Source organism: Streptomyces sp. NBC_00091, from assembly GCF_026343185.1.
GTDB lineage: Bacteria > Actinomycetota > Actinomycetes > Streptomycetales > Streptomycetaceae > Streptomyces.
In genome coordinates, this window is record NZ_JAPEMA010000001.1 from 4,201,824 (window position 1) to 4,221,115 (window position 19,292).

A 19,292-nucleotide genomic window follows, 5' to 3' on the forward strand; every position below is an offset into this window, starting at 1 on the left:
GACCCCCACCCACCGGGCGGGGGTCCTTCGTCGTCCGAGTGCGGTCAGGGGCCCGGCGTCATGCCTTGCAAGTGCCGGAGCCGTGGATGAACGCCTGCCCGCTGTTGCCGGTGTAGGAGGCGGCGACCCACCGCATGTAGGGCCAGTGCGCGTTCGCGTTGTACTCGGCCGCCAGCTTGGCGCAGGCCGTCTTGGACACCACGTCGGCGAAGTGCGCGGTCTGGGCCTTGCTCTGGACCGCCCCGTAGCCGTCCCACGCCCACACGTACATGACGTTCTCCACCGGGTCGAAGCCGAGCTGGAAGGCGTCCTCGCGGTCGAAGGGGACCAACCCGTGCCCCTCGGCCACCCGCTCGTCCCACGCGCGCTTCACCGCCTTCACGGTGTCGTCGGCGACGCGGATCTCGGCCCGGTCGGTGCTCGTCTCCATCGCCGTGCGGATCCCGGGGGTACTGCCGGCCCATTCACCCGTGCCCGACCTCGATCCGCAACCGCTGGTGGCCTGCCCGAAGTCCAGGACGTGGACGTTCGACGGGGACGCGTCCGAGGTGAACTCGCGCCAGAAGACCACGTAGGCGCCGTGCTTCCACGTGGTCGGCTCCGCCTTGAGGCGGTGGGCGAGGACCGTGCAGGCGGCCATGGAGGCCGCGCGGGAGAAGAACGCCTGATCCGCTTCCGGCCAGGTCGGCTGCGGGTCGGTGGTCACGATGACGCTCTGCGTCTCGTCGTTGAAGGTGACCGTGGGGCGGACATCGGCCCTCCCCTTGGTCGCGAGGATCGCGCGGGTGTAGTCCACGATGTCCTTCCCCGTGTCCTTCTCGCCCTGTGCGACCGGGAGGCGGCCGGCCTGCCAGTCCGCGAAGCGGGGCTGGGGCTGCTCGCCGGACCGGGTGAAGGCGGGACCGGCCACCCCGGCGAGGGGGTCCTTCACCACCGGCGTCCTGCGCAGGTTCAGCGGATCCGTCCGGGCCGTACCGCCGGGGGCGCCGGCGTCACCGGAGCGGGACCCCGCGCCCTGCGGTGGCGCGGCCGAACCGGAAGCCCCGGGGCTCCGGGGGCCGCCGTCCTTGCCCGCAGTGAGGGCCGCCGCGCCGCCGGCCAGGCCGCCGAGGAGGGCGCCGGCCACGATGACGGCGACGAGGGTCCGCTTCCGGGTCCGGACGGGCCGGCCCGGCCAGGTGGGGTCGGCGGGGGCGGGGAGGTCCCAGTGGGCCCGGACGAGGTCGCCGGCCAGTGTGGGCGGGCAGCCCGGGGTGAGGACCTGGGTGGCCTCCGCGGCGAGGAGGGCCGCGCAGCGGGCGGCCAGTTCCTCGGCCGTCGGACGGTCGGCCGGGTCCTTCGCGAGGGTCTGCTCCACGACCTCCCGGAGCGCTTCGGGGACCCCGGTGAGGTCGGGGTCGCCGGACATGACGCGGAACGCGACCACGTCGGGGGCTCCGGCGCCGAACGGCAGCCGGCCCGTGGCCGCGTGGGCGGCGAGGGCGCCCCAGGCGAAGACGTCCCCGGGCGGTCCGGACGTACCGGCGCGGTAGTGCTCGGGGCTGATCCAGCCCGGCGTGCCGGTCATCACGCCGGTGCGGGTCACGGACGTGCCGTCGGCGGCGTGGGCGATGCCGAAGTCCAGCACCCTCGGCCCGGCCGGGCTCAGGATGACGTTCTGCGGTTTCACGTCCCGGTGGACCACCCCCGCCCGGTGGATCGCCGCGAGCGCCTGCGCGGTGCCGGCGGCGAAGGCGTACAGGCCGGCGCCGGTCAGCGGCCCGTGGGCGGCCAGGTGCTGGTTCAGCGTCGGGCCGGGCACGTACTCCGTTGCCAGCCACGGGGTTTCGGCCTCCGCGTCGGCGGCCAGCAGGGGGACCAGGCACGGGCCCTGGACCCGGGCGGACAGGGCGACCTCGCGGCGGAACCGGGCCCGGAACTCCGGGTCTTCGGCCTGCGCCTGGTGGACGGCCTTGACCGCGAACCGTACCCCCCGGGCGTCCAGGGCGGCGTGGACGGTGCCCATACCGCCCGTGCCGAGACGCCCGATGATCCGGTACGGGCCGATCCTCTTCGGATCGCCGGGGCGGGCGGGCCGAACCCGCCCGCCGGGGCCAGTGGTTCTCAAAGGGGGCTTCTCTCTGTCTGCGCGGCTCGGGGGACCGGGTTCGTCTCATCCTTGGGACTCCCGATGGCGCATTTAAACATTTTGTTTAAGCTAAATGTCGCTCATCTTCCGAACGCGGCGCTCCTCCAAGGGTGTTCGGCATACGGCTTTGAGCCCGACATCAACCATTCACCGAAGGAGTCGTCATGAGCACCCCCTACCCCGGCCAGACCCCGCCCCCGCCCTACGGCCACCCCGTCCCGCCCCAGCCCCCGAAGAAGAACACGGGCAAGATCATCGGCATCGGCTGCGGCGGCCTGATCGTACTGTCGCTGCTCGTCGCGGGGTGCGCTGCGGTCGTCGGCACCGGCGACTCGTCCAAGGACCCCAAGAGCCCGGCCTCCGCCGAGGCCGTGCCGGTCCCGGCGTCCTCCGCCCCGGCCGGCTCCGCCCCCGCGAAGTCCGAGGCGCCGGCGCCGGCCCCCGACAAGAACGCCGACGTGGTGCTGACCGCCTCGCCGACGGAGTTCAAGGCCGGCATCCTCGCCCAGGACGGAGACCACACCTCGGTGCAGGTGACCGTCGTCAACAACGGAGCCAAGGAAGTCGACGTCAACGTCCTCTACTTCGAGGTGACGACCGCGGACGGAACGCGCAAGCAGATCGAACTGGCGGCGGCCGAGGACCAGATCGACACCGTGAAGCTGGCCAAGGGCGAGAAGGTCACCGGGACGATCACGGTCAAGGGGAAGGTCACCGCGAAGACGGTGCACTTCAAGAACGGCCTGCTCGGCAAGACGTACAGCACCCCGGTGAAGTAGCCGCCGGGACACCCCCCTGGCCCGGAGGGCGAGGGGGGAACGGCAGACGAGCCGGCCTGTACGCCGGGTTCTGTCGCCCGGAGACCTCACGGTCGCCGGGGAGACGGCCATCCATCTAGGACCGGCGTTGCCGCCGGCCTCGTGCGGTCTACCCGCGAACATCGGGCGGGCAGCCCTCAAGCGTTCGCGCAGACCCGTCCGGGGACGGATCCTCTTGACCTTGCTCCAGGTGGGGTTTACCTAGCCGCCTGAGTCACCTCAGGCGCTGGTGGTCTCTTACACCACCGTTTCACCCTTACCGAGGACCGAAGTCCCCGGCGGTCTGTTTTCTGTGGCACTGTCCCGCGGGTCACCCCGGGTGGGCGTTACCCACCACCCTGCCCTGTGGAGCCCGGACGTTCCTCGGCGGGATCCTGGGACCCCGACGCGGCCGCCCGGCCGACTCGTCTGTCGTGCCGACCATGCTACCCGGCTGTCCGCGGCGGCTTGACCTTGACGCAGCGGCAGGGTTTCCCTCCGATCCCGCCGAGTATCCGTCGTTTACCGCGAAGGTGGGGCATTTTCGGTTTGGCCAACGGAGCCTCGCAACCCCCTGCTACGGTATGTAATCGCATGGTGACGATAGTCAAGTCGCTTGCGAACCGGCAGGTCGTGACCTGCCCGGCGGTCGGGAGGATCGTCGTCGGACGGACGTGAGTGCCGTCAAACCCGCCGGAGTGATCCAGGAGGGAGTCTCCTGGCCTTGGCCGGGAGAGAGCTTCAATGAGGGGCATGCGGATCGAAGAGACCGCCGGGATCGTCCGGGTCACCACCCGGACGATCCGGGAATACGGCCGCGTTGGGCTGCTCCGAGAACGGGAGCGGCACCCCAACGGACACCGCGACCACCTGACCCTGCTCGACGCCCCGGGCGCCGGCGGCGAGGAGATCTACGCCCTGCTCGGGCCGCTGGCCTCCGATCCCGCCGTGCTCGCGCTCTACGAGCGGCTGGACGAGCTGGCCGGAGCCCCGGCCGACGATCCCCGGATCGGCCCGCTCGCGGCGGAGATGGTGGCCGCCGTCCCCGACGCGGTCTTCGCGGCGATCCCCGCCGACGGGCCCGTCGTGGCCGGCTTCGAGGAGGCGCTGCTCGCCGAGTTCGCCCCCGCGCAGGCCGAGGTCGTACGCCGGGTCATGCGGGCCTTCACGGAGCGGGGGCGGCGATGAGGGTGACGGTGACGGTGACGGGGACGGGGATACGCGCCGCCCGGGTGGCGGCCGCGGCGGTGATCCCGGGCGAGCTGGTCCTCGTCCTGTGCCTCGCGGCCGGAGTGCGGCTGCCCGGGTGGGCGACGGCCGCCGCCGAGGCCCTGGTGCTCGGGGTGCTGCTGCTGGAGGCCTGGGTGCTGGGCTCGCTGTACGCGCGGACCCGGTCCTGGCGGGAGACCGTACGCGCCGTCGTGCCGGAGGCGGTCCTGCGGCTGCTGCTGCACGAGCTGCGGGCCGTCGCCTCCCCCCTGGCCCGCCGTGCACCGCGTGCTGCTGGTGCTCGACGTCTACGGGGTGCTGCTGCTCGCCCTGCACGCCGCCTGCGTGACCGTTGCTATGCGAGTGGGCCGGTGTCGGCCGAGTCGCCATGAACCGGGCCGGACGCTGAGCGTCTGGTACCGGGTGTCTCCCGAACGGTCTTGGAGACGGGGAACAGCACGAGCTGGTCGCTTCGGGCCCGGCAGGTCTTGCCACCCGGGTGGGGTGTGCCTGTGGTCCTTGGCGGGCTCGTGGTCCCGTGCGCCCTGGGGCGGGGGACGGTCTGGCCGGTAGCTCTCCGCGCCACGATCCTCTGGTCGTGTGCGGTCACACCTGGCCGACGCCGTATCCCGTATCCGAGGGCGCGCCTGCCGATCGCCACAGCGGCCGCGTGGTGGCCGGTGACGAGCGTGGTCTTGGATTGTTGTTGCAAGGGGCGCTGCCAGTGCTGGCTGCCCCAGCGGGAGGTGTAGGCGGGGTCGACCGCGACGACGACGAGGCCCGCGTGGTGGGCCATGCCGCGCAGGCGTTCGCGGAAGCGTGCGGTCGGCAGTCCGGCGACGGTGCGGCGGAAGGTCTTGCCGCGTTTGCCGCGTCCCATGGTTTCCCGGCCGGTGGCACGGGCGTCGGCGAAGCCGAGGTTCTCGATCGCCAGCCCGGCACAGCCGTGCGCCCTGGTGAGGTTGATGAGTTCGGTGATCGCGGCGCGCAGACGGCCGTCGCGCTGGGATGCGGGTCCGGTCAGGTCGGTGGGTACGGTGACGGGTGCACCGACCGGGTTGCCGTGGGCGTCTATGACGCAGACGGCGAGGTGGCCGGCGTTGAGGTCCACGCCCAGCAGCCGGGCACCGGTGGCGGCGAGCTCGTCCGGGGTGGGCTGGACCGCTCTCGGGCTGGCCCAGGAGGCGTCGAGGTACCAGCGGCCCCGCTCGGGGTCGCACACGATGTCGTAGCGCACGGCCCTGTTGGCGGTGACCCGGTCCAGCCATTCGCCCCGGCGGTGGTGGAAGGTGACGGCGCAGGCGAGCCGGTAGCGCCCGCGCGGCGCGTTCGCGAGATGTCGCAACGGTTCGGGCAGGACGATCGTGACCGTGCCGTCGGCCGGGTCCACACTGATCGTGTAGTTCCCGTACGGCGCGCCGGTCTCGCCGTCGGCGGTCAGGAATAGGCGGGCTGCGTCCCACCGCTGGCGCCACTCGGCCTCGGTGAGACCGGCTTCGTCGAGATTGTGCCGACTCTTCGCGAGCCGGCGCCCTCCCACCACGATCGCCGGATGCCCGGCCTCGATACGCGCCTCCACCCCGGCCAGGCGCGCGGTGAGCACTTCCAGCCGGTGCCGCTTCTGCGCCCGCTCGGCCCGGTCCCGGTATCCATGGACACCGCCCACACGCCGACCGCAGGGCGCCGCCAAGCGTTGACGGATCTTCGCGATGGCCCGGCGCAGGGACGCCCGCTCATCGAACAGGCATCGCAGGGAGAGCTGGTACTGGTCCTCGCTGGCCCGGGTGATCGCACCCGCCCAGCGTGAAGAGGACACCTTCGTCAGCGCTCGCTTACGCTCCGCCCGCCGATTCTCCCTGACCGCCACCCTGCCCAAACGGACACGTACAGCCAGATCCACACGCGCGTGATGACCGAGGTGCTCACCCAGGAACCTCAGGACCTTCTCATCCGCCGAACTCAGGCGCAGCCGGTCACGGATACGCGCACCAGCAGGCGCGGCGACCGTGAACGGAGCGGCCAGCGAACGCAGTTCCCGCCGCTTCCCCCGTGCACCGCGTGCCACCAGCCGCCTCCCCTCCACTCGCCACAGCGGACAAAGTCACCCCCACAGGGAAACAGCCCAGCAAGAACACAAACCCTGTAACGCCGTACCCCTTCACCCAAAAGGGGTACCCGACGGCCAACAATGCCCCACAGCCAAATCAACAGCTGTCGACCTGCCGCCGCCGGGCTACGCCGGGGCGAAGAGGATCTTCGCGGTGCCCGGGTCGGCCTGGGTCAGGCGGACCCGGATACGGTCGCCCAGCGGTAGCTCCGCCTCGCGGGACTCGACCCGGCCCACCACCGCCGGGTCCTCCAGATGGACGGTTCCGACCAGCGGTTCCTGTTCCTTGACGTCGATGACCGTCGCCTCGAAGGTCTCCCCGACGCGGTCCTTGAGCAGGGCCGCCTCCACCAGGTCCACGCACTCCCGCTCGACCTGGTTGGCCAGCCGGGTGCCCTCCGCCATCTCGCGCGGCAGCGCCTCCAGCGCCTCGACCGCCCACTGCGGCGGCTCCGCCCCCGCCACCGCCGCCACGCACAGCTCGCCGGTGTAGCGGTCGACGAGCCGCCGCAGCGGGGCGGTGCAGTGGGCGTACGGGGCCGCGACCGCCGCGTGCAGGGCGGGGTCCGGGGTCTGCCCGCCGGTGAAGACCGTGTACCCGGCGCCGCGCAGCAGGGCCGTGCACTCCTGGAGGAAGGCGGCGTGCGCGGGGCGGCGCGGGTCGAGGGAGCGCACCAGGGCCGCGTACGGGACGTGGTGCGGCCACTCGATCCGCAGGGCCTTCGCGGCCCGGCGCAGCCGGCCGACCGCGCCGTCGGGGGCCGCGGGGAGGGTGCGCAGGATGCCGGTGCCGGCGGCGAGCATCAGGTCGGCCGCCGCCATGCCGGTCATCAGGGAGATCTGGGCGTTCCAGCCGTCGGCCGGCAGCGGCGCCCGGTAGGCCAGGCTGTACGAGCCGTCCCGCGCGACGACCTCCTGCTCGGGGACGTTCAGGGAGATGCCGCCGCGCTCGGTCTCCAGCGCCTCGCGCAGGTTCCCGATGTCCTTCAGCAGGGCCAGGGAGGGGTCGGCGGTGCCGGTGTCGATGGCCTTCTGGACGCCGTCGTAGTCGAGTTTGGCCCGGCTGCGGACCATGGCCCGGCGGACCTCGGTGGTCTCGACCCGGCCCTCGGAGTCCAGGTCCAGCCGCCACACGAGCGCCGGGCAGTCCTGGTCCGGCAGCAGGCTGGCCGAGCCCTCCGAGAGAGCGCGCGGGTGCAGGGGGACCTTCTCGTCGGGGAAGTAGAGGGTGGTCACCCGGCGGTGGGCCTCGGCGTCGAGGGCGCCGCCGGGGGTGACGAACGCGGCGACGTCGGCGATGGCGTAGTGCACGCGGTAGCCGCCGGCGGATCGTTTCGCCAGGTGCATGGCCTGGTCGAGGTCCACGGAGGCCGGCGGGTCGATGGTGAAGAAGGGGATGTCGGTCGCGTCCTCGGACGGCAGCCGGGGAGCGGCGGCCGCCCGCCCGGCCTCGGCGAGCACCTCCGGCGGGAAGGCCCCGGGCACGCCCAGTCGCGTCCGCAGGTCCCGCAGCGCGGCGCGCAGGGCAGCCCCGTCCGCTCCGGCCATGTGCATGTGACGGCGTGGCATGGACCGAGCGTAGGCCCTGCCCGGGGGATCCGCGCGGACACGGCCCGCGGCCCCGGCCGTGTCCCCTTTGCGGAGTGCGGCGCGGAAGGCATTCCGTACGACGGCGTGAAACCGCCTGGAATATGGGGCCCCGCCGGGGCGCAATGTGGTGGGCGGATTACCGGCGCGGGGGAGCGGCCGGATCCGTTTCCGCCGCATTCATTCGAACCGATTCGAACTCGGCCAGGTCTGCAAAGTGCGCCAAGTCCGCCTGGTCCGCCAAGACTGCCACGTCGGCGAAGTCGGCCGGCTCATCCGGCTCATCCACCTCACCCAACGGGGCGGGACATGCTGTTGCGCATTCATTTCACCGGAGCCGACCTCGTCCGCACGAGCGTGGCCCATCGGCCGGACCCCCTGTGGGAGACGGTGCTGAGCCTCCGCGTCTTACAGCACCGCGCCGGCAGCCCCGCAGCCGAGTGCTGGGGCCGCGACGTGCTGGCCCGGCAGGCCGGGAACCTGCGCACGCTGCTCCCCCTGGTACGCCCGTACGGATACTTTCCCGACTTCCTCACCCCTCCCGACGGGGCCCTGGGGATCGAGCACGGCATCGACGCCCTCACCGCCACGCCCGCCCGCCACCTGCGCGGGGACCTGACCGTCCTCGCGGCGGGCGGCACCCTGCCGCCCTGGACGAGGGACCTCGCCGCCGGTCGCCCCGACGCGCTGCGCGGACTGGCCCGGGCGCTGCGCGGCTATTACGCGACGGCGCTGGCGCCCCTGGAGCAGTCGATGCGGACGACGGTGCGGGCGGAGTACGCGGCGCAGGCGACGGTGGCGGCGGAATCGGGAATCGAGGGCGTCCTTTCGGACCTGGGCCCGGGCATGCGGTGGAATCCGCCCGTGCTCGAAGTCCGGTATTCGGTCAACCAGGAACTGCACTTGAACGGGCGGGGACTCCTACTCGTCCCCACCCTGTTCCGGGCCCGCACCCCGGTTTCGCTCCTCGACCCGGAACTTCCCCCCGTACTCACCTATCCGGCGAGACGCACCGTTTCCCCGGGTGCGCCCGCCGCCGGGAAACTCGGACCCCTGATGGGCCGTACCCGGACGGCAATCCTGCAATCCACCGCGGAAACCTCCCGCAGTACCTCGGAACTCGCCCGGCTGGTGGGAATGTCGCAGGCCTCGGTCAGTCACCACACCACGGTGCTGCGCGCGGCGGGCCTGATCAGCTCGACCCGGCACCGGAACACGGTGCTCCACTCGGTGACCTCGCTGGGGTCCCTTCTACTGCGCGGATGAGGCCGCGTCCAGGTCTTTCGAACCTCTTCGAAAGACCTGGACGGCCTGCGCCGGCGGGGCGGACAGTCGGTCCGTCCCGCAGCACCGTCCGCCACACGAGAGGCTCGACCATGCAACGAGGCAAGACCGCAGCGGCAGCGCTGGCACTGGCCGTGACGTCCCTGCTGGGCTTCGCCGGCACGGCGTCCGCCGATGCCGCCGATGCCACGGGCGTCACCAGCGACCACCTCAACCGGGGCTCCACCCTGTGGGCGGGCAGCCAGATCGAGAGCAGCACCCAGTACGGGTACGCCCGGCTGGTGATGCAGAGCGACGGGAACCTGGTGCTGTACGGCAGCAAGTGGGGGGTGTGCTGGGCGTCCCACACCTACGGGAGCGGTGGGAACCGGGCCGTCTACCAGGGTGACGGGAACTTCGTCATCTACAACAACTCCGGCGCCGTGTGGGCCAGCAACACCCTGGGCACGGGCGGCACCAACGTCAACATCAACTGGAGCGGTCAGGTGTGGGTCGGGGTCACCCGGCTCACCGGCGCCTGCGGCTGATCCCCTTCCCCTAGGCCGCCCACCCCCTCACACCCCCACACCCCCCACCGGCGGCCACGGCCCGCCCCCCGGTCCCACCGACCGGGGGCGCGGTCGTGGCCGCTCGCCGGTGAGCGGCCGACGGCGGGCCGTCTACCCTGGCTGGGGGGCCGCACCCCCTGCGCCGAGATGTATGCCGTTGAAGGAGAACCACCGTGCTCGTGCTGCTGCCGCCCTCCGAGGGAAAGGCCGCCGGCGGCTCCGGCGCACCGCTGAAGCCCGAGTCCCTGTCGCTGCCTGGGCTGGCCGGTGCGCGGGCGGCCGTGCTGGAGGAGCTGGTCGAGCTGTGCGCGGGGGACGAGCTCAAGGCGCGTGAGGTGCTCGGACTCAGCGAGGGGCTGCGCGGCGAGGTCGCGAAGAACGCCGCCCTGCGCTCGGCGGCGGCCCGCCCGGCCGGGGAGATCTACACCGGGGTGCTCTACGACGCCCTGGACCTGGCGGGGCTGCCGGCGCCCGCGCGGGAGCTGGCCGAGCGGACGCTGCTGGTGTTCTCCGGGCTGTGGGGCGCGGTGCGGGTGACCGACCGGATCCCGTCGTACCGGTGCTCGATGGGGGTCAAGCTGCCCGCGCTGGGCGCGCTGGGCGCGTACTGGCGTACGCCGATGGCGGAGGTGATGCCGCGGGCGGCGGGGGACGGGCTGGTGCTCGACCTGCGCTCGGCGGCGTACGCGGCCGCGTGGAAGCCGAAGGGGGAGCCGGCGGGGCGGACGGCCACCGTGCGGGTGCTGCACTCGCAGATCGTGGACGGGGTGGAGAAGCGGTCGGTGGTGAGCCACTTCAACAAGGCCACCAAGGGCCGCCTGGTACGGGACCTGCTGCTGGCCGGCGCCGTCCCGCAAACCCCGGCGGAACTGGTGACGGCCCTGCGGGACCTGGGCTACGCGGTCGAGGCCGAGGCCCCCGCGAAGCCGGCCAAGGCCTGGTCCCTCGACGTGGTCGTCACCCAGATCCACTGATTCTTCACAGGGCGGCCCCCTACCCGCCCTTCCGTCGTTCGTCCGCGACGGCCAGCCGGCACTGGCCGTCCTCACAGGTGCGTTTGAGGCGACCCCGCGAGACGGTCTGGATCAGGCCGATGGCCCAGCACATCGGGCAGCCGCGCAGGGCCAGTACGCCGACCGGCAGGAGCAGCAGGCTGACCGGGCCGGTGGCCGGGATGAGCGCGACCGAGCCGATCAGGCCGCCGAAGCCGATCGCGCCCCGGACCAGGTGGCGGGGCAGGGACGAACTCGCGAAGTCAGGGCCGGTCGTCGTCACGGGTGTCTCCAGACGCGGATTCGGATGTGGCGCGGAGGGACTGCTGGACCGCGGTGCGGGCGCGGTGCAGCCGGGATTTCATCGCGGCGGTACTGAGGCCGAGCGTCTCGGCGACCATCCGTCCGCTGTGGCCCTGGATGTCCCGCATGATCAGCACGCTGCGCTGCTCGGCCGGCAGGGCGGCGATGGCGGCCGCCACCTCGCCCGCCTCGATGCGCTGTAGGACCTCTTCCTCTGCCGAGCGCACGGCGGCGTCCGGCAGGGGGGCGTGGGCCCGCACCGTCCGCGCGCGCCGCAGGCACTCGTTGCGGACGATGCGGAACATCCACGAGGCCAGCGCGCCGGACGCCCGGAGCATCCCGATCTTGCGATACAGGATGATCAAGGCTTCCTGCGCCGCGTCCTCCGCGTCCTCGGGGGTGGCGCAGAGCGAGCGGGCGAACCGCCGCACGTTCGGGTGCGAACCCGACACCAGGGCGGTGATCGAATCGACGTCGCCGCGCTGGGCGGCGACGATCAGCTGTTCACCGGGCCAGGACGCGTCAGCCACGGGCTTGCTTCCACTTGCGCACGGCGAAGTAGCTGCACGTGCAGAGCAGCACGGCTCCGGCGGCGATGGCGATACCTATGAGCATGAAGACCTCCTGCGTCACGTCCCGACGTTCGCCGGCACATGTATAGGAGGCACGGGCCCACCGAAAGGATTCGGCGGGCCCGCGGAAAAGTTGATCGCGCCGTGATCGCGCCGTGTGTCTCCGGCCTAGCGGCCCAGGGGCCAGGCCACCGCGGCCGGGGTCTGGTCGGTGGTGCCCGCGTACTGGGCGCAGGCGTCCGTGAGGGTTTCCAGCAGGGTCAGCGGGTCCGGCAGCGGGTGGCGGATGTCGCGCAGCCAGCTCACCGAGTGCTCGCCCGGGAGGGCGGCCGGGGGGAGCAGGACGTAGCTGCCGCGGCAGTGCCAGCGCAGGCCGGGGTGTTCGTCCATCGTCTCGGGGTGGCAGTCCAGTTCGCAGGGCCACCACTCGTCCTCGTCCTCCGGCGTCCCGCGGGTCGCCGTGAAGAAGAGCATCCGGGCCTGGTCGCCGGTGCCGCCGGACTCGGCGACGGGGCCGACCTCGATGCCGGCGGCCAGCAGGCGCTCCAGCGCGCTGCGCCCGGCCTCCAGGGGGACGTCCAGGACGTCGTGGACCATGCCGGTGGCGGTGATGAAGTTGGCCTGGGGCTGGTTGCGGGCCCAGCGCTCGATCTGCGCGCGGTCGGTGGTCGACTGGGTCTGCCAGGCGAAGGAGACGGGGTGCCGTGCGGGCGTGGGACAGCCGATGCGGTCGCACGAACATCGGTAGCCGGCGGGATGGGCGGCCGGGGCGATCGGGAGGCCTGCGGCGGCGACGGCCAGCAGGAGGGCTTCGCGCTCCTTGGCGGGGTCTTCGGGGGCGGGCTTCGCACGGCGGCGCAGCCACTGGGAAATCCTGCTCTGCTCGCCGCGTTTGACGCGGCCGGACTCAGACCCCATCTATCCCCTCACCTCACCGTTGCCCCGGCAGACCATTCCATGGTCCCACCATCCGGAGCGCCGGGTGACCGCACCCCCCGAACGGACTCCCCGATCGAGTTCCCCACATAACCACACCATCAGGCCATATGGTTCCGTCCGGGCCGGTGTCACCGGTTCCCGGGCCGCCCGGCGGTGACGTATCCCACGCCGCCCAGCACGGCGTCCACCAGCGCGTCCGCGTACGCGTGCGTCAGCGGCGCGGTCCGCATCAGCCACCGGTACGTCACCGGGCCCACCAGCATCTCCACCGTCAGCCGTAGATCCGCGTCCGCCGGGAGCTGCCCGGCCTCCCGGGCCGCCCGCAACCGCGCCTCGTACAGCGCGAGCTGCGGCTCCAGCAGCTTCTCCGTGAAGCGGGCCCCCAGCTCCGGGTCGGTCGCCCCGGCGGCGGCCAGGGCGCGCGCGGGGGCCTCGTACCGGGCGTCGGCGAACTCGTCGACCGTCGCCCGCAGTACGGACTTCAGGTCGGCCGCCAGGTCCCCGGTGTCCGGGAAGCTCCAGCCGGTCTCCGCGCCGGCCTCTCCGGCCAGCGCCAGCGAGGCGTCCAGCAGTACGGCGGCCTTCGAGGACCACCAGCGGTAGATGGTCTGCTTGCCGACTCCCGCGCGGGCCGCGATGGCCTCGATGGTCAGCTTGTTGTAGCCGACCTCGCCGAGCAGCACGAGGGCGGCGTCGAGGATGGCGCGCCGGGAGCGGTCGCTGCGGCGGGCGGCGTCGGGGGGCTTGGTCACCGGGCCAACGTATCAAGACGGTGCGAAACGTCTCGTCTTCCAGCCGTTGTGGTAATCACCCGATCAGTTCACTGCGCGGTCAGCCCGCAGGAGGGACGATTCTCTCGACACACGCACAGCACCGTGCCGTGAGTCCGTAGTCGTAGTCGTGAGGAGCCTTCTTTGCGCAGAGACGCCACACCCCGGCGCTACCTGATGTGCCCACCCGCACACTTCAAGGTCACGTACTCCATCAACCCGTGGATGGACCCCACGAAACCGGTGGACCTGCCCCTCGCACACGCCCAGTGGGAAGACCTGAGGGACCGCTACCTCTCCCTCGGCCACACCGTCGAGACCCTCGTGCCCGATCCCGGCCTGCCCGACATGGTCTTCGCCGCGAACGGGGCCCTCGTCGTCGACGGGAGGGTGCTCGGCGCCCGCTTCGCCTACCCGGAACGCGCCGCCGAGGCGGAGATCCACCTCGACTGGTTCCGCGAGCACGGCTTCGAGGAGGTCCACGAGCCCTCCCACGTCAACGAGGGCGAGGGGGACTTCGCCGTCACCGCCACCTACATCCTGGCCGGCCGGGGCTTCCGCTCCAGTCCGCTCTCGCACGACGAGGCGCAGGAGTTCTTCGGCCGCCCCGTCATCGGCCTCGACCTGGTGGACCCGCGCTACTACCACCTGGACACGGCGCTCTGCGTCCTCGACGGCGACGAGATCATGTACCACCCGCCGGCCTTCTCCCCGGGCAGCCGGGCCGTCCTGCGCCGGCTCTTCCCGGACGCCCTGCTCGTGGAGGCCGAGGACGCGGCGGCCTTCGGCCTGAACTCGGTCTCCGACGGGCGGCACGTGCTGCTCCCGCAGGCCGCGGCCGGGCTGTTGGCGCCGCTGCGCGAGCGGGGGTTCGAGCCGGTGCCGATGGACCTGGGCGAGCTGCTCAAGGGCGGCGGCAGCGTGAAGTGCTGCACCCAGGAGCTGCGGCCCTGAGGAGCTGAGGCCCTGAGTCCTATGCGGAGGCGGGCGGCCATGCGTCGCCCCACTGCGCGTCCCGGGCCGCCTTGTAGAGGTCGCCGTGGCGCTTGGTGACGGTGGCCCGGGTCAGGCCCGCCTCCTCGGGACCGCACAGGTCCAGCAGGACGAGCCCCTTCCGGATCTGCGGCCTGCGCGTGATCCGGGAGGGGACCGGCGCCACGGGGAACCGCGTCGCGGCGACGTAGCTGAACTTCTCGTCCTCGTACGGGAGGGACCCGCCCTTGACCTGCCGGTGCAGGGAGGAGCGGCTGACCCGCGCCGAGAAGTGGCACCAGTCCTGCCCGACCTCGATGGGGCAGGCCCCGTCGTGCGGGCAGGGCGCCGCCACCGTCATCCCGGCCTCGATCAGCTGCTCGCGGGCCTCGCGGATGCGCAGGTACCCCTCGGGCGTGCCCGGCTCGATCAGCACCACCGCCCGCCCGGCGCGGGCCGCCTCGGCGACGACCGCCTGGCGGGCCTGCGGCGTGAGCTCGCCCAGGACGTACGACACGGTCACCAGGTCGGCCTCGGGGAGGCTGATCCCGCTCCCGATGACGGCCCTGCGCCACTCGGCCGCGCGCAGCACCTCGGAGGACGAGCGCCCCGCCAGCTCCTTGCCGAGGGCCAGGGCCGGCTCCGCCCAGTCCAGCACCGTGGTCCCGCGGGGTCCGTCCCAGGTGGCGTCGACCGCCCAGGTCGCGGCTCCCGTGCCGCCGCCCACGTCCACGTGCGAGCCCGGGACCCACTCCGGCGCGGCCTCGGCCAGCGCGTCCAGGGCGGAGCGTACGGCTTCGAAGGTGGCCGGCATCCGGTACGCCGCGTACGCCGCGACGTCGGAGCGGTCGCGCAGGACGGGGGCGTCGGTGGGGGTGGTTCCCCGGTAGCTGGCGATCAGCCGCTCGACGGCGGCCGTGGCCTGCTTCGGCGGGAGCCCGTCGAGCAGCCCGCCGAGCGCGCTGCGGAGGGTTTCGGCGGTGGTGGGGGCGGAGGCGGCGTTCACCTGCGAAGTTTACGGCGCGGCCGGGGCGGCCGGGGCGTCCGGTACGGCCATGGGTGCGCGGGGCCGCCACGGCCGGCACATCCCGAGGAAGCAGGCCACCGCCAGCAGCGAGCAGGTCAGCTGGACCAGTGCCATCGGCACCGCCGTGTCCTCGCCCGCGATGCCGACCAGCGGCGAGGCGATCGCCCCGACCAGGAAGGAGGAGGTGCCCAGCAGCGCGGACGCCGATCCGGCGGCGTGCGGGGTGCGCATGAGTGCCTGCGCGTTGGTGTTCGGCAGCAGCAGGCCCATCGCCGACATCAGCACGAACAGCGCGGCGGCGACCGGGACCAGCCCGGCCTTCCCGAACACCCCGGTGGACATGAGCAGCAGGGCGACCGAGGCCGCGGTGATGACCGCGAGGCCGGCGGCCAGGGCCTTGTCCAGGCTGACCCGGCCGACCAGCAGCTTGCCATTGATCTGGCCGACGACGATCAGCCCGACGGAGTTCAGGCCGAACAGCAGGCTGAAGGCCTGAGGGGAGGCCCCGTAGATCTCCTGCACGACGAAGGGCGAGGCGGATATGTAGGAGAAGAGCACCGCGAAGGAGAAGCCGCCCGTCAGGGTGTACCCCGCGAAGACCCGGTCGCCGAGCAGCCCGCGCATGGTCCGCAGCGCGGCGCCCACGCCGCCGGTCTGGCGGCGCTCGGGCGGCAGGGTCTCGCCGAGGCTGCGCCAGACCAGCAGGGTGAGCGCGAGGCCGACGGCGGTGAGGACGACGAAGACCCCGCGCCAGTCGGCGAAGCGGAGCACCTGGCCGCCGATCAGCGGGGCGATGATCGGGGCGGTCCCGGATATCAGCATGAGGGTGGAGAAGAAGCGGGCCATCTCGACCCCCTCGTACAGATCGCGTACGACGGCCCGCGCGATGACGATGGCGGCCGCGCCGGCCAGGCCCTGGAGCAGCCGGAAGCCGATCAGCAGCCCGGCGCTCGGGGCGAGGGCGCAGATCGCGGTGGCGAGGACGTAGACGACCATGCCGGCCAGCAGGGGCCTGCGGCGCCCCCACTTGTCGCTCATCGGGCCGATGACCAGCTGGCCGAGCGCCATGCCGGCGAGGCAGGAGGTGAGGGTGAGCTGGACGGTCGCGGCCGGGCTGCGCAGGGCGGAAGTGACCTCCGGCAGGGCCGGCAGGTACATGTCCATGGACAGCGGGGGGAGGGCGCTGAGTCCGCCCAGGATGAAGGTGACCAGCAGTCCGGTGCGGCGCGCGGCCGTCAGGGGAGCGGCGGGAGCAGCGGAGCCGGCAGGGGGCTCGTGCGACGGCTCGTGCGACGGCTCGTGCGAGGGGGCCGTCGAGGGGCCTCTCTCCGACATGCGGAACTCCAGTCTTTTCATCTGCTTTATCCACCCCTGGCCGACCCATGCTCTCAGCTGTCGGAACGTCCCGGGCCTGATGTCCCCTGTGACGTACTCTCCGGCTCCATGAGCGCACCTGCGAAGAAGATCGCCGTAGTGACCGGGGCCGGCTCCGGGATCGGCCGTTCCGTGGCCCTGGCCCTGGCCGGGGCCGGTTGGTCGGTGGCCGTGGCCGGGCGCCGGACCGGACCCCTGGAGGAGACGGCCGCGGCGGCCGGAGCGGGCGCGGACGTGCTGCCCGTACGGGCCGACGTGAGCGACCCGCAGGACGTCGCCTCGCTCTTCGGGGCCGTACGGGAGCGGTACGGGCGGCTCGACCTGCTCTTCAACAACGCCGGCACCTTCGGCCCGGCCGGGGTCCCGCTGGAGGACATCTCGTACGAGGCCTGGCGCCAGGTCGTGGACGTCAACTTGACCGGCTCCTTCCTCTGCGCGCAGGGCGCCTTCCGGATGATGAAGGAGCAGGACCCGCAGGGCGGGCGCATCATCAACAACGGCTCCATCTCCGCCCACGTCCCGCGCCCGAACTCCGTCGCCTACACCGCGACCAAGCACGCGATGACCGGCCTGACCAAGTCCCTGTCGCTCGACGGGCGGCCGTACCGGATCGCCTGCGGCCAGATCGACATCGGCAACGCGGCCACCGAGATGACCGAGCGCATGCAGAGCGGCATCCTCCAGGCGAACGGGCAGCTGGCGGTGGAGCCCGTGATGGACGCCGCCGACGTGGCCCGCACGGTGCTGCACATGGCGGAGCTGCCACTGGAGGCGAACGTCCAGTTCGCGACGGTGATGGCGACCGCGATGCCGTACATCGGACGCGGCTGAGCAACCCCGTTGCCAGGCGTTGCGGTGTTGGTGATCATGGCCGCATGACCGATACCGAGGTACTGCGCTATACCGCCTTCTCCGGCGACCCGGACGGCGGCAATCCCGCCGGGGTCGTGCTCGATGCCGCCGGGCTGGACGACGGGGCCATGCTGGAGGTCGCCGCTCGGCTCGGCTACAGCGAGACGGCCTTCCTCACCGCCCCGCCGGAGGGGCTGGGCGGGCCGGCCGGCCGTGGATTCGCCGTGCGGTACTTCAGCCCGAAGGCGGAGGTGCCGTTCTGCGGGCACGCCACCGTCGCCACCGCCGTGGCGCTGGCCGAGCGGATCGGGCCCGGGGACCTGCTCTTCGCGACCCGCGTCGGGACCGTGCCGGTCTCCGTCACCGCCGGGGAGGGGGGCCTGCGGGCCACCCTGACCAGCGTCGAACCGCACACCGAGGAGATCGGCGGGGCCGACCTCGCGGAGGCGCTGGCCGCACTGGACTGGCCCGAGGCGGACCTGGACCCGGCGTTCCCGCCCCGGATCGCCTACGCGGGAGCGCGGCACCTCGTACTCGGCGCCGCCACCCGGGCCCGGCTCGCGGACCTCGCGTACGACTTCGCGCGGCTGGAGGCCCTGATGCGGCGCCTGGACCTCACCACCGTCCAGCTCGTGCACCGGGCGGGCCCGGCGGAGTTCCACGTACGGGACCCCTTCCCGGTCGGCGGCGTCGTCGAGGACCCCGCCACGGGCGCCGCCGCGGCCGCCTTCGGCGCGTACGCGCGCGAGCTGGGCCTGGTCCCGGCCGAGGCCGTGCTGACCCTCCACCAGGGCGAGGACATGGGCCGGCCCGGGCTGCTCACGGTGGAACTGCGCGAGGGGGACCCGCGCGTCCACGTCAGCGGCACGGGCGTACGGATCGCGTGAGCCGGATGCGGAAACGGCCCGGCCGCCTCCCGCAGGGGGAGGCGGCCGGGCCGTGCGCTTCGGTTCGGGTCAGCCCTGGGCGGGACCGGTCGCCGAGCCGGCGGCCGGGGCTGCCGGCGCCGGGGTGCCCGACGGGCGGCCGGAGCCGCCCGGCAGCAGGAACAGGGTCAGGACCACGGCCAGGTACAGCGCCCACACCACGAGCTGGATCACGGTGGGGTCCGGCTGGAAGTTGAAGACGCCCTTGAGCAGCACCCCGTACCAGCTGTCCGGCGCGATCACCGAGCTGATGTCGAAGGCCTTGTCGTTCAGCCCGCCCAGGAAGGCGGCCTCCTGGAGGTCGTGGACCCCGTACGCGAGCACGCCCGCGGCCACGATCACCAGCATCCCGCCGGTCCACTTGAAGAACTTCGCCAGGTTGATCTTCAGCGCGCCGCGGTAGAAGAGCCAGCCCAGCACGATCGCCGTGGCGATGCCCAGCAGCACCCCGGCCAGCGGCGCGGAGGAACCCTCGCCGCTGGCCCGTACCGAGGCCCACACGAACAGCGCGGTCTCCAGGCCCTCGCGGCCCACGGCCAAGAAGGCGGTGGCGACCAGCGCGCCGGTGCCCATGGCGAGCGCCGTGTCGAGCTTGCCGTGCAGCTCGGCCTTCAGGTGCCGCGCGGTGCGCTTCATCCAGAAGACCATCCACGTGACCAGGCCCACCGAGATGATGGACAGGGTGCCGCCGAGCAGCTCCTGCGCCTCGAAGGTCAGCTCCTGGGTGCCGAATTCGAGCATCGCGCCGAAGGTGAGCGAGAGCGCGCAGGCGATCGCGATGCCGAGCCACACGGGACGCAGGGCGTCCCGGCGCTCGGTCTTCACCAGGTACGCGACGAGGATGCAGACGACCAGGCTGGCCTCCAGCCCCTCGCGCAGGCCGATCAGATAATTGCCGAACACGG

Annotated in this window: 18 protein-coding genes, 1 other RNA gene and 1 pseudogene; 9 read left to right on the forward strand and 11 right to left on the reverse strand. The window is 72.7% G+C overall.

The genetic code is table 11. The annotated features are described in order from the left end of the window. Positions 1–58 precede the first annotated feature (58 nt). Complete coding sequence (locus OOK34_RS19395) at positions 59–2,107, reverse strand: serine/threonine-protein kinase (protein WP_267035117.1); 2,049 nt, start codon at positions 2,105–2,107, stop codon at positions 59–61. Positions 2,108–2,292: 185 nt separating this feature from the next. Here OOK34_RS19395 and OOK34_RS19400 point away from each other — a divergent pair, with 185 nt between their 5' ends. Next, the gene (locus OOK34_RS19400) at positions 2,293–2,907 is read left to right on the forward strand and encodes a DUF4352 domain-containing protein (RefSeq protein ID WP_267035118.1); all 615 of its coding nucleotides are present in this window, start codon (positions 2,293–2,295) and stop codon (positions 2,905–2,907) included. A 43-nt stretch (positions 2,908–2,950) separates the two neighbouring features. Here the strand turns inward: OOK34_RS19400 and rnpB are convergent. Beyond that, an RNA gene (rnpB, locus tag OOK34_RS19405) (RNase P RNA component class A) lies at positions 2,951–3,353 on the reverse strand. Positions 3,354–3,678: 325 nt separating this feature from the next. Here rnpB and OOK34_RS19410 point away from each other — a divergent pair. Next, the gene (locus OOK34_RS19410) at positions 3,679–4,113 is read left to right on the forward strand and encodes a hypothetical protein (protein ID WP_267035119.1); all 435 of its coding nucleotides are present in this window, start codon (positions 3,679–3,681) and stop codon (positions 4,111–4,113) included. Further along, a pseudogene (locus OOK34_RS19415) lies at positions 4,110–4,485 on the forward strand (hypothetical protein); the annotation flags it as partial. The gene OOK34_RS19410 and the pseudogene OOK34_RS19415, both read left to right, overlap by 4 nt. A 4-nt stretch (positions 4,486–4,489) precedes the next feature. On the opposite strand, the gene OOK34_RS19420 reads toward OOK34_RS19415, so the two are convergent. Together OOK34_RS19420 and OOK34_RS19425 are read right to left on the reverse strand one after the other, a co-directional pair. Next, positions 4,490–5,950: a hypothetical protein gene (locus OOK34_RS19420; protein WP_267035120.1), complete on the reverse strand. Its 1,461-nt coding sequence runs from the start codon at positions 5,948–5,950 to the stop codon at positions 4,490–4,492. 417 nt (positions 5,951–6,367) lie between these two features. Beyond that, complete coding sequence (locus OOK34_RS19425; RefSeq protein WP_267035121.1) at positions 6,368–7,810, reverse strand: RNB domain-containing ribonuclease; 1,443 nt, start codon at positions 7,808–7,810, stop codon at positions 6,368–6,370. A 327-nt stretch (positions 7,811–8,137) separates the two neighbouring features. Here OOK34_RS19425 and OOK34_RS19430 point away from each other — a divergent pair, with 327 nt between their 5' ends. The 3 genes from OOK34_RS19430 to yaaA all read left to right on the forward strand — a co-directional run bounded on the left by OOK34_RS19430 (position 8,138) and on the right by yaaA (position 10,634). Beyond that, positions 8,138–9,094, forward strand: coding sequence for a helix-turn-helix transcriptional regulator (locus OOK34_RS19430; protein WP_267035122.1), 957 nt, complete (start codon positions 8,138–8,140; stop codon positions 9,092–9,094). A gap of 110 nt (positions 9,095–9,204) precedes the next feature. Beyond that, positions 9,205–9,639: a hypothetical protein gene (locus OOK34_RS19435; protein WP_267035123.1), complete on the forward strand. Its 435-nt coding sequence runs from the start codon at positions 9,205–9,207 to the stop codon at positions 9,637–9,639. Positions 9,640–9,833: 194 nt separating this feature from the next. Then, positions 9,834–10,634, forward strand: a complete 801-nt coding sequence (gene yaaA, locus OOK34_RS19440; protein ID WP_267035124.1) for a peroxide stress protein YaaA — start codon at positions 9,834–9,836, stop codon at positions 10,632–10,634. A 19-nt stretch (positions 10,635–10,653) separates the two neighbouring features. Here yaaA and OOK34_RS19445 read toward each other — a convergent pair whose 3' ends face one another. From OOK34_RS19445 to OOK34_RS19460, 4 genes are all read right to left on the reverse strand, one after another. Beyond that, positions 10,654–10,935, reverse strand: a complete 282-nt coding sequence (locus OOK34_RS19445; RefSeq protein ID WP_267035125.1) for a hypothetical protein — start codon at positions 10,933–10,935, stop codon at positions 10,654–10,656. Next, on the reverse strand, positions 10,916–11,485 hold the full coding sequence (locus OOK34_RS19450) for an RNA polymerase sigma factor (RefSeq protein WP_267035126.1): 570 nt from the start codon (positions 11,483–11,485) through the stop codon (positions 10,916–10,918). Before OOK34_RS19450 ends, OOK34_RS19445 begins: the two co-directional genes overlap by 20 nt. Positions 11,486–11,695: 210 nt before the next feature. Next, positions 11,696–12,445 (reverse strand): bifunctional DNA primase/polymerase, encoded by a 750-nt coding sequence (locus tag OOK34_RS19455; protein WP_267035127.1) that lies wholly within the window; start codon positions 12,443–12,445, stop codon positions 11,696–11,698. Positions 12,446–12,594: 149 nt separating this feature from the next. Continuing rightward, positions 12,595–13,218 carry a TetR/AcrR family transcriptional regulator gene (locus tag OOK34_RS19460; RefSeq protein ID WP_267035128.1) on the reverse strand — a complete coding sequence of 208 codons (624 nt, stop codon included), beginning with the start codon at positions 13,216–13,218 and terminating at the stop codon, positions 12,595–12,597. Positions 13,219–13,380: 162 nt separating this feature from the next. Here OOK34_RS19460 and ddaH point away from each other — a divergent pair, with 162 nt between their 5' ends. Beyond that, complete coding sequence (gene ddaH, locus OOK34_RS19465) at positions 13,381–14,190, forward strand: dimethylargininase (RefSeq protein ID WP_267035129.1); 810 nt, start codon at positions 13,381–13,383, stop codon at positions 14,188–14,190. Positions 14,191–14,209: 19 nt separating this feature from the next. On the opposite strand, the gene OOK34_RS19470 is transcribed toward ddaH, so the two are convergent. Both OOK34_RS19470 and OOK34_RS19475 read right to left on the reverse strand, forming a co-directional pair. Beyond that, positions 14,210–15,214 (reverse strand): small ribosomal subunit Rsm22 family protein, encoded by a 1,005-nt coding sequence (locus OOK34_RS19470; RefSeq protein WP_267035130.1) that lies wholly within the window; start codon positions 15,212–15,214, stop codon positions 14,210–14,212. Between the two features lie 9 nt (positions 15,215–15,223). Beyond that, positions 15,224–16,570 carry a Bcr/CflA family multidrug efflux MFS transporter gene (locus OOK34_RS19475; RefSeq protein WP_267035131.1) on the reverse strand — a complete coding sequence of 449 codons (1,347 nt, stop codon included), beginning with the start codon at positions 16,568–16,570 and terminating at the stop codon, positions 15,224–15,226. 108 nt (positions 16,571–16,678) lie between these two features. Here OOK34_RS19475 and OOK34_RS19480 point away from each other — a divergent pair, with 108 nt between their 5' ends. After that, entirely contained in the window at positions 16,679–17,440 is a 762-nt protein-coding gene (locus OOK34_RS19480) for an SDR family oxidoreductase (protein ID WP_267035132.1), read from the forward strand. Positions 17,441–17,484: 44 nt separating this feature from the next. Further along, complete coding sequence (locus OOK34_RS19485) at positions 17,485–18,348, forward strand: PhzF family phenazine biosynthesis protein (protein ID WP_267035133.1); 864 nt, start codon at positions 17,485–17,487, stop codon at positions 18,346–18,348. A gap of 69 nt (positions 18,349–18,417) precedes the next feature. Here OOK34_RS19485 and efeU read toward each other — a convergent pair whose 3' ends face one another. After that, a complete protein-coding gene (efeU, locus tag OOK34_RS19490; protein WP_267035134.1) occupies positions 18,418–19,290 on the reverse strand; it encodes an iron uptake transporter permease EfeU in 873 nt (290 codons plus the stop codon). Positions 19,291–19,292 lie beyond the last annotated feature (2 nt).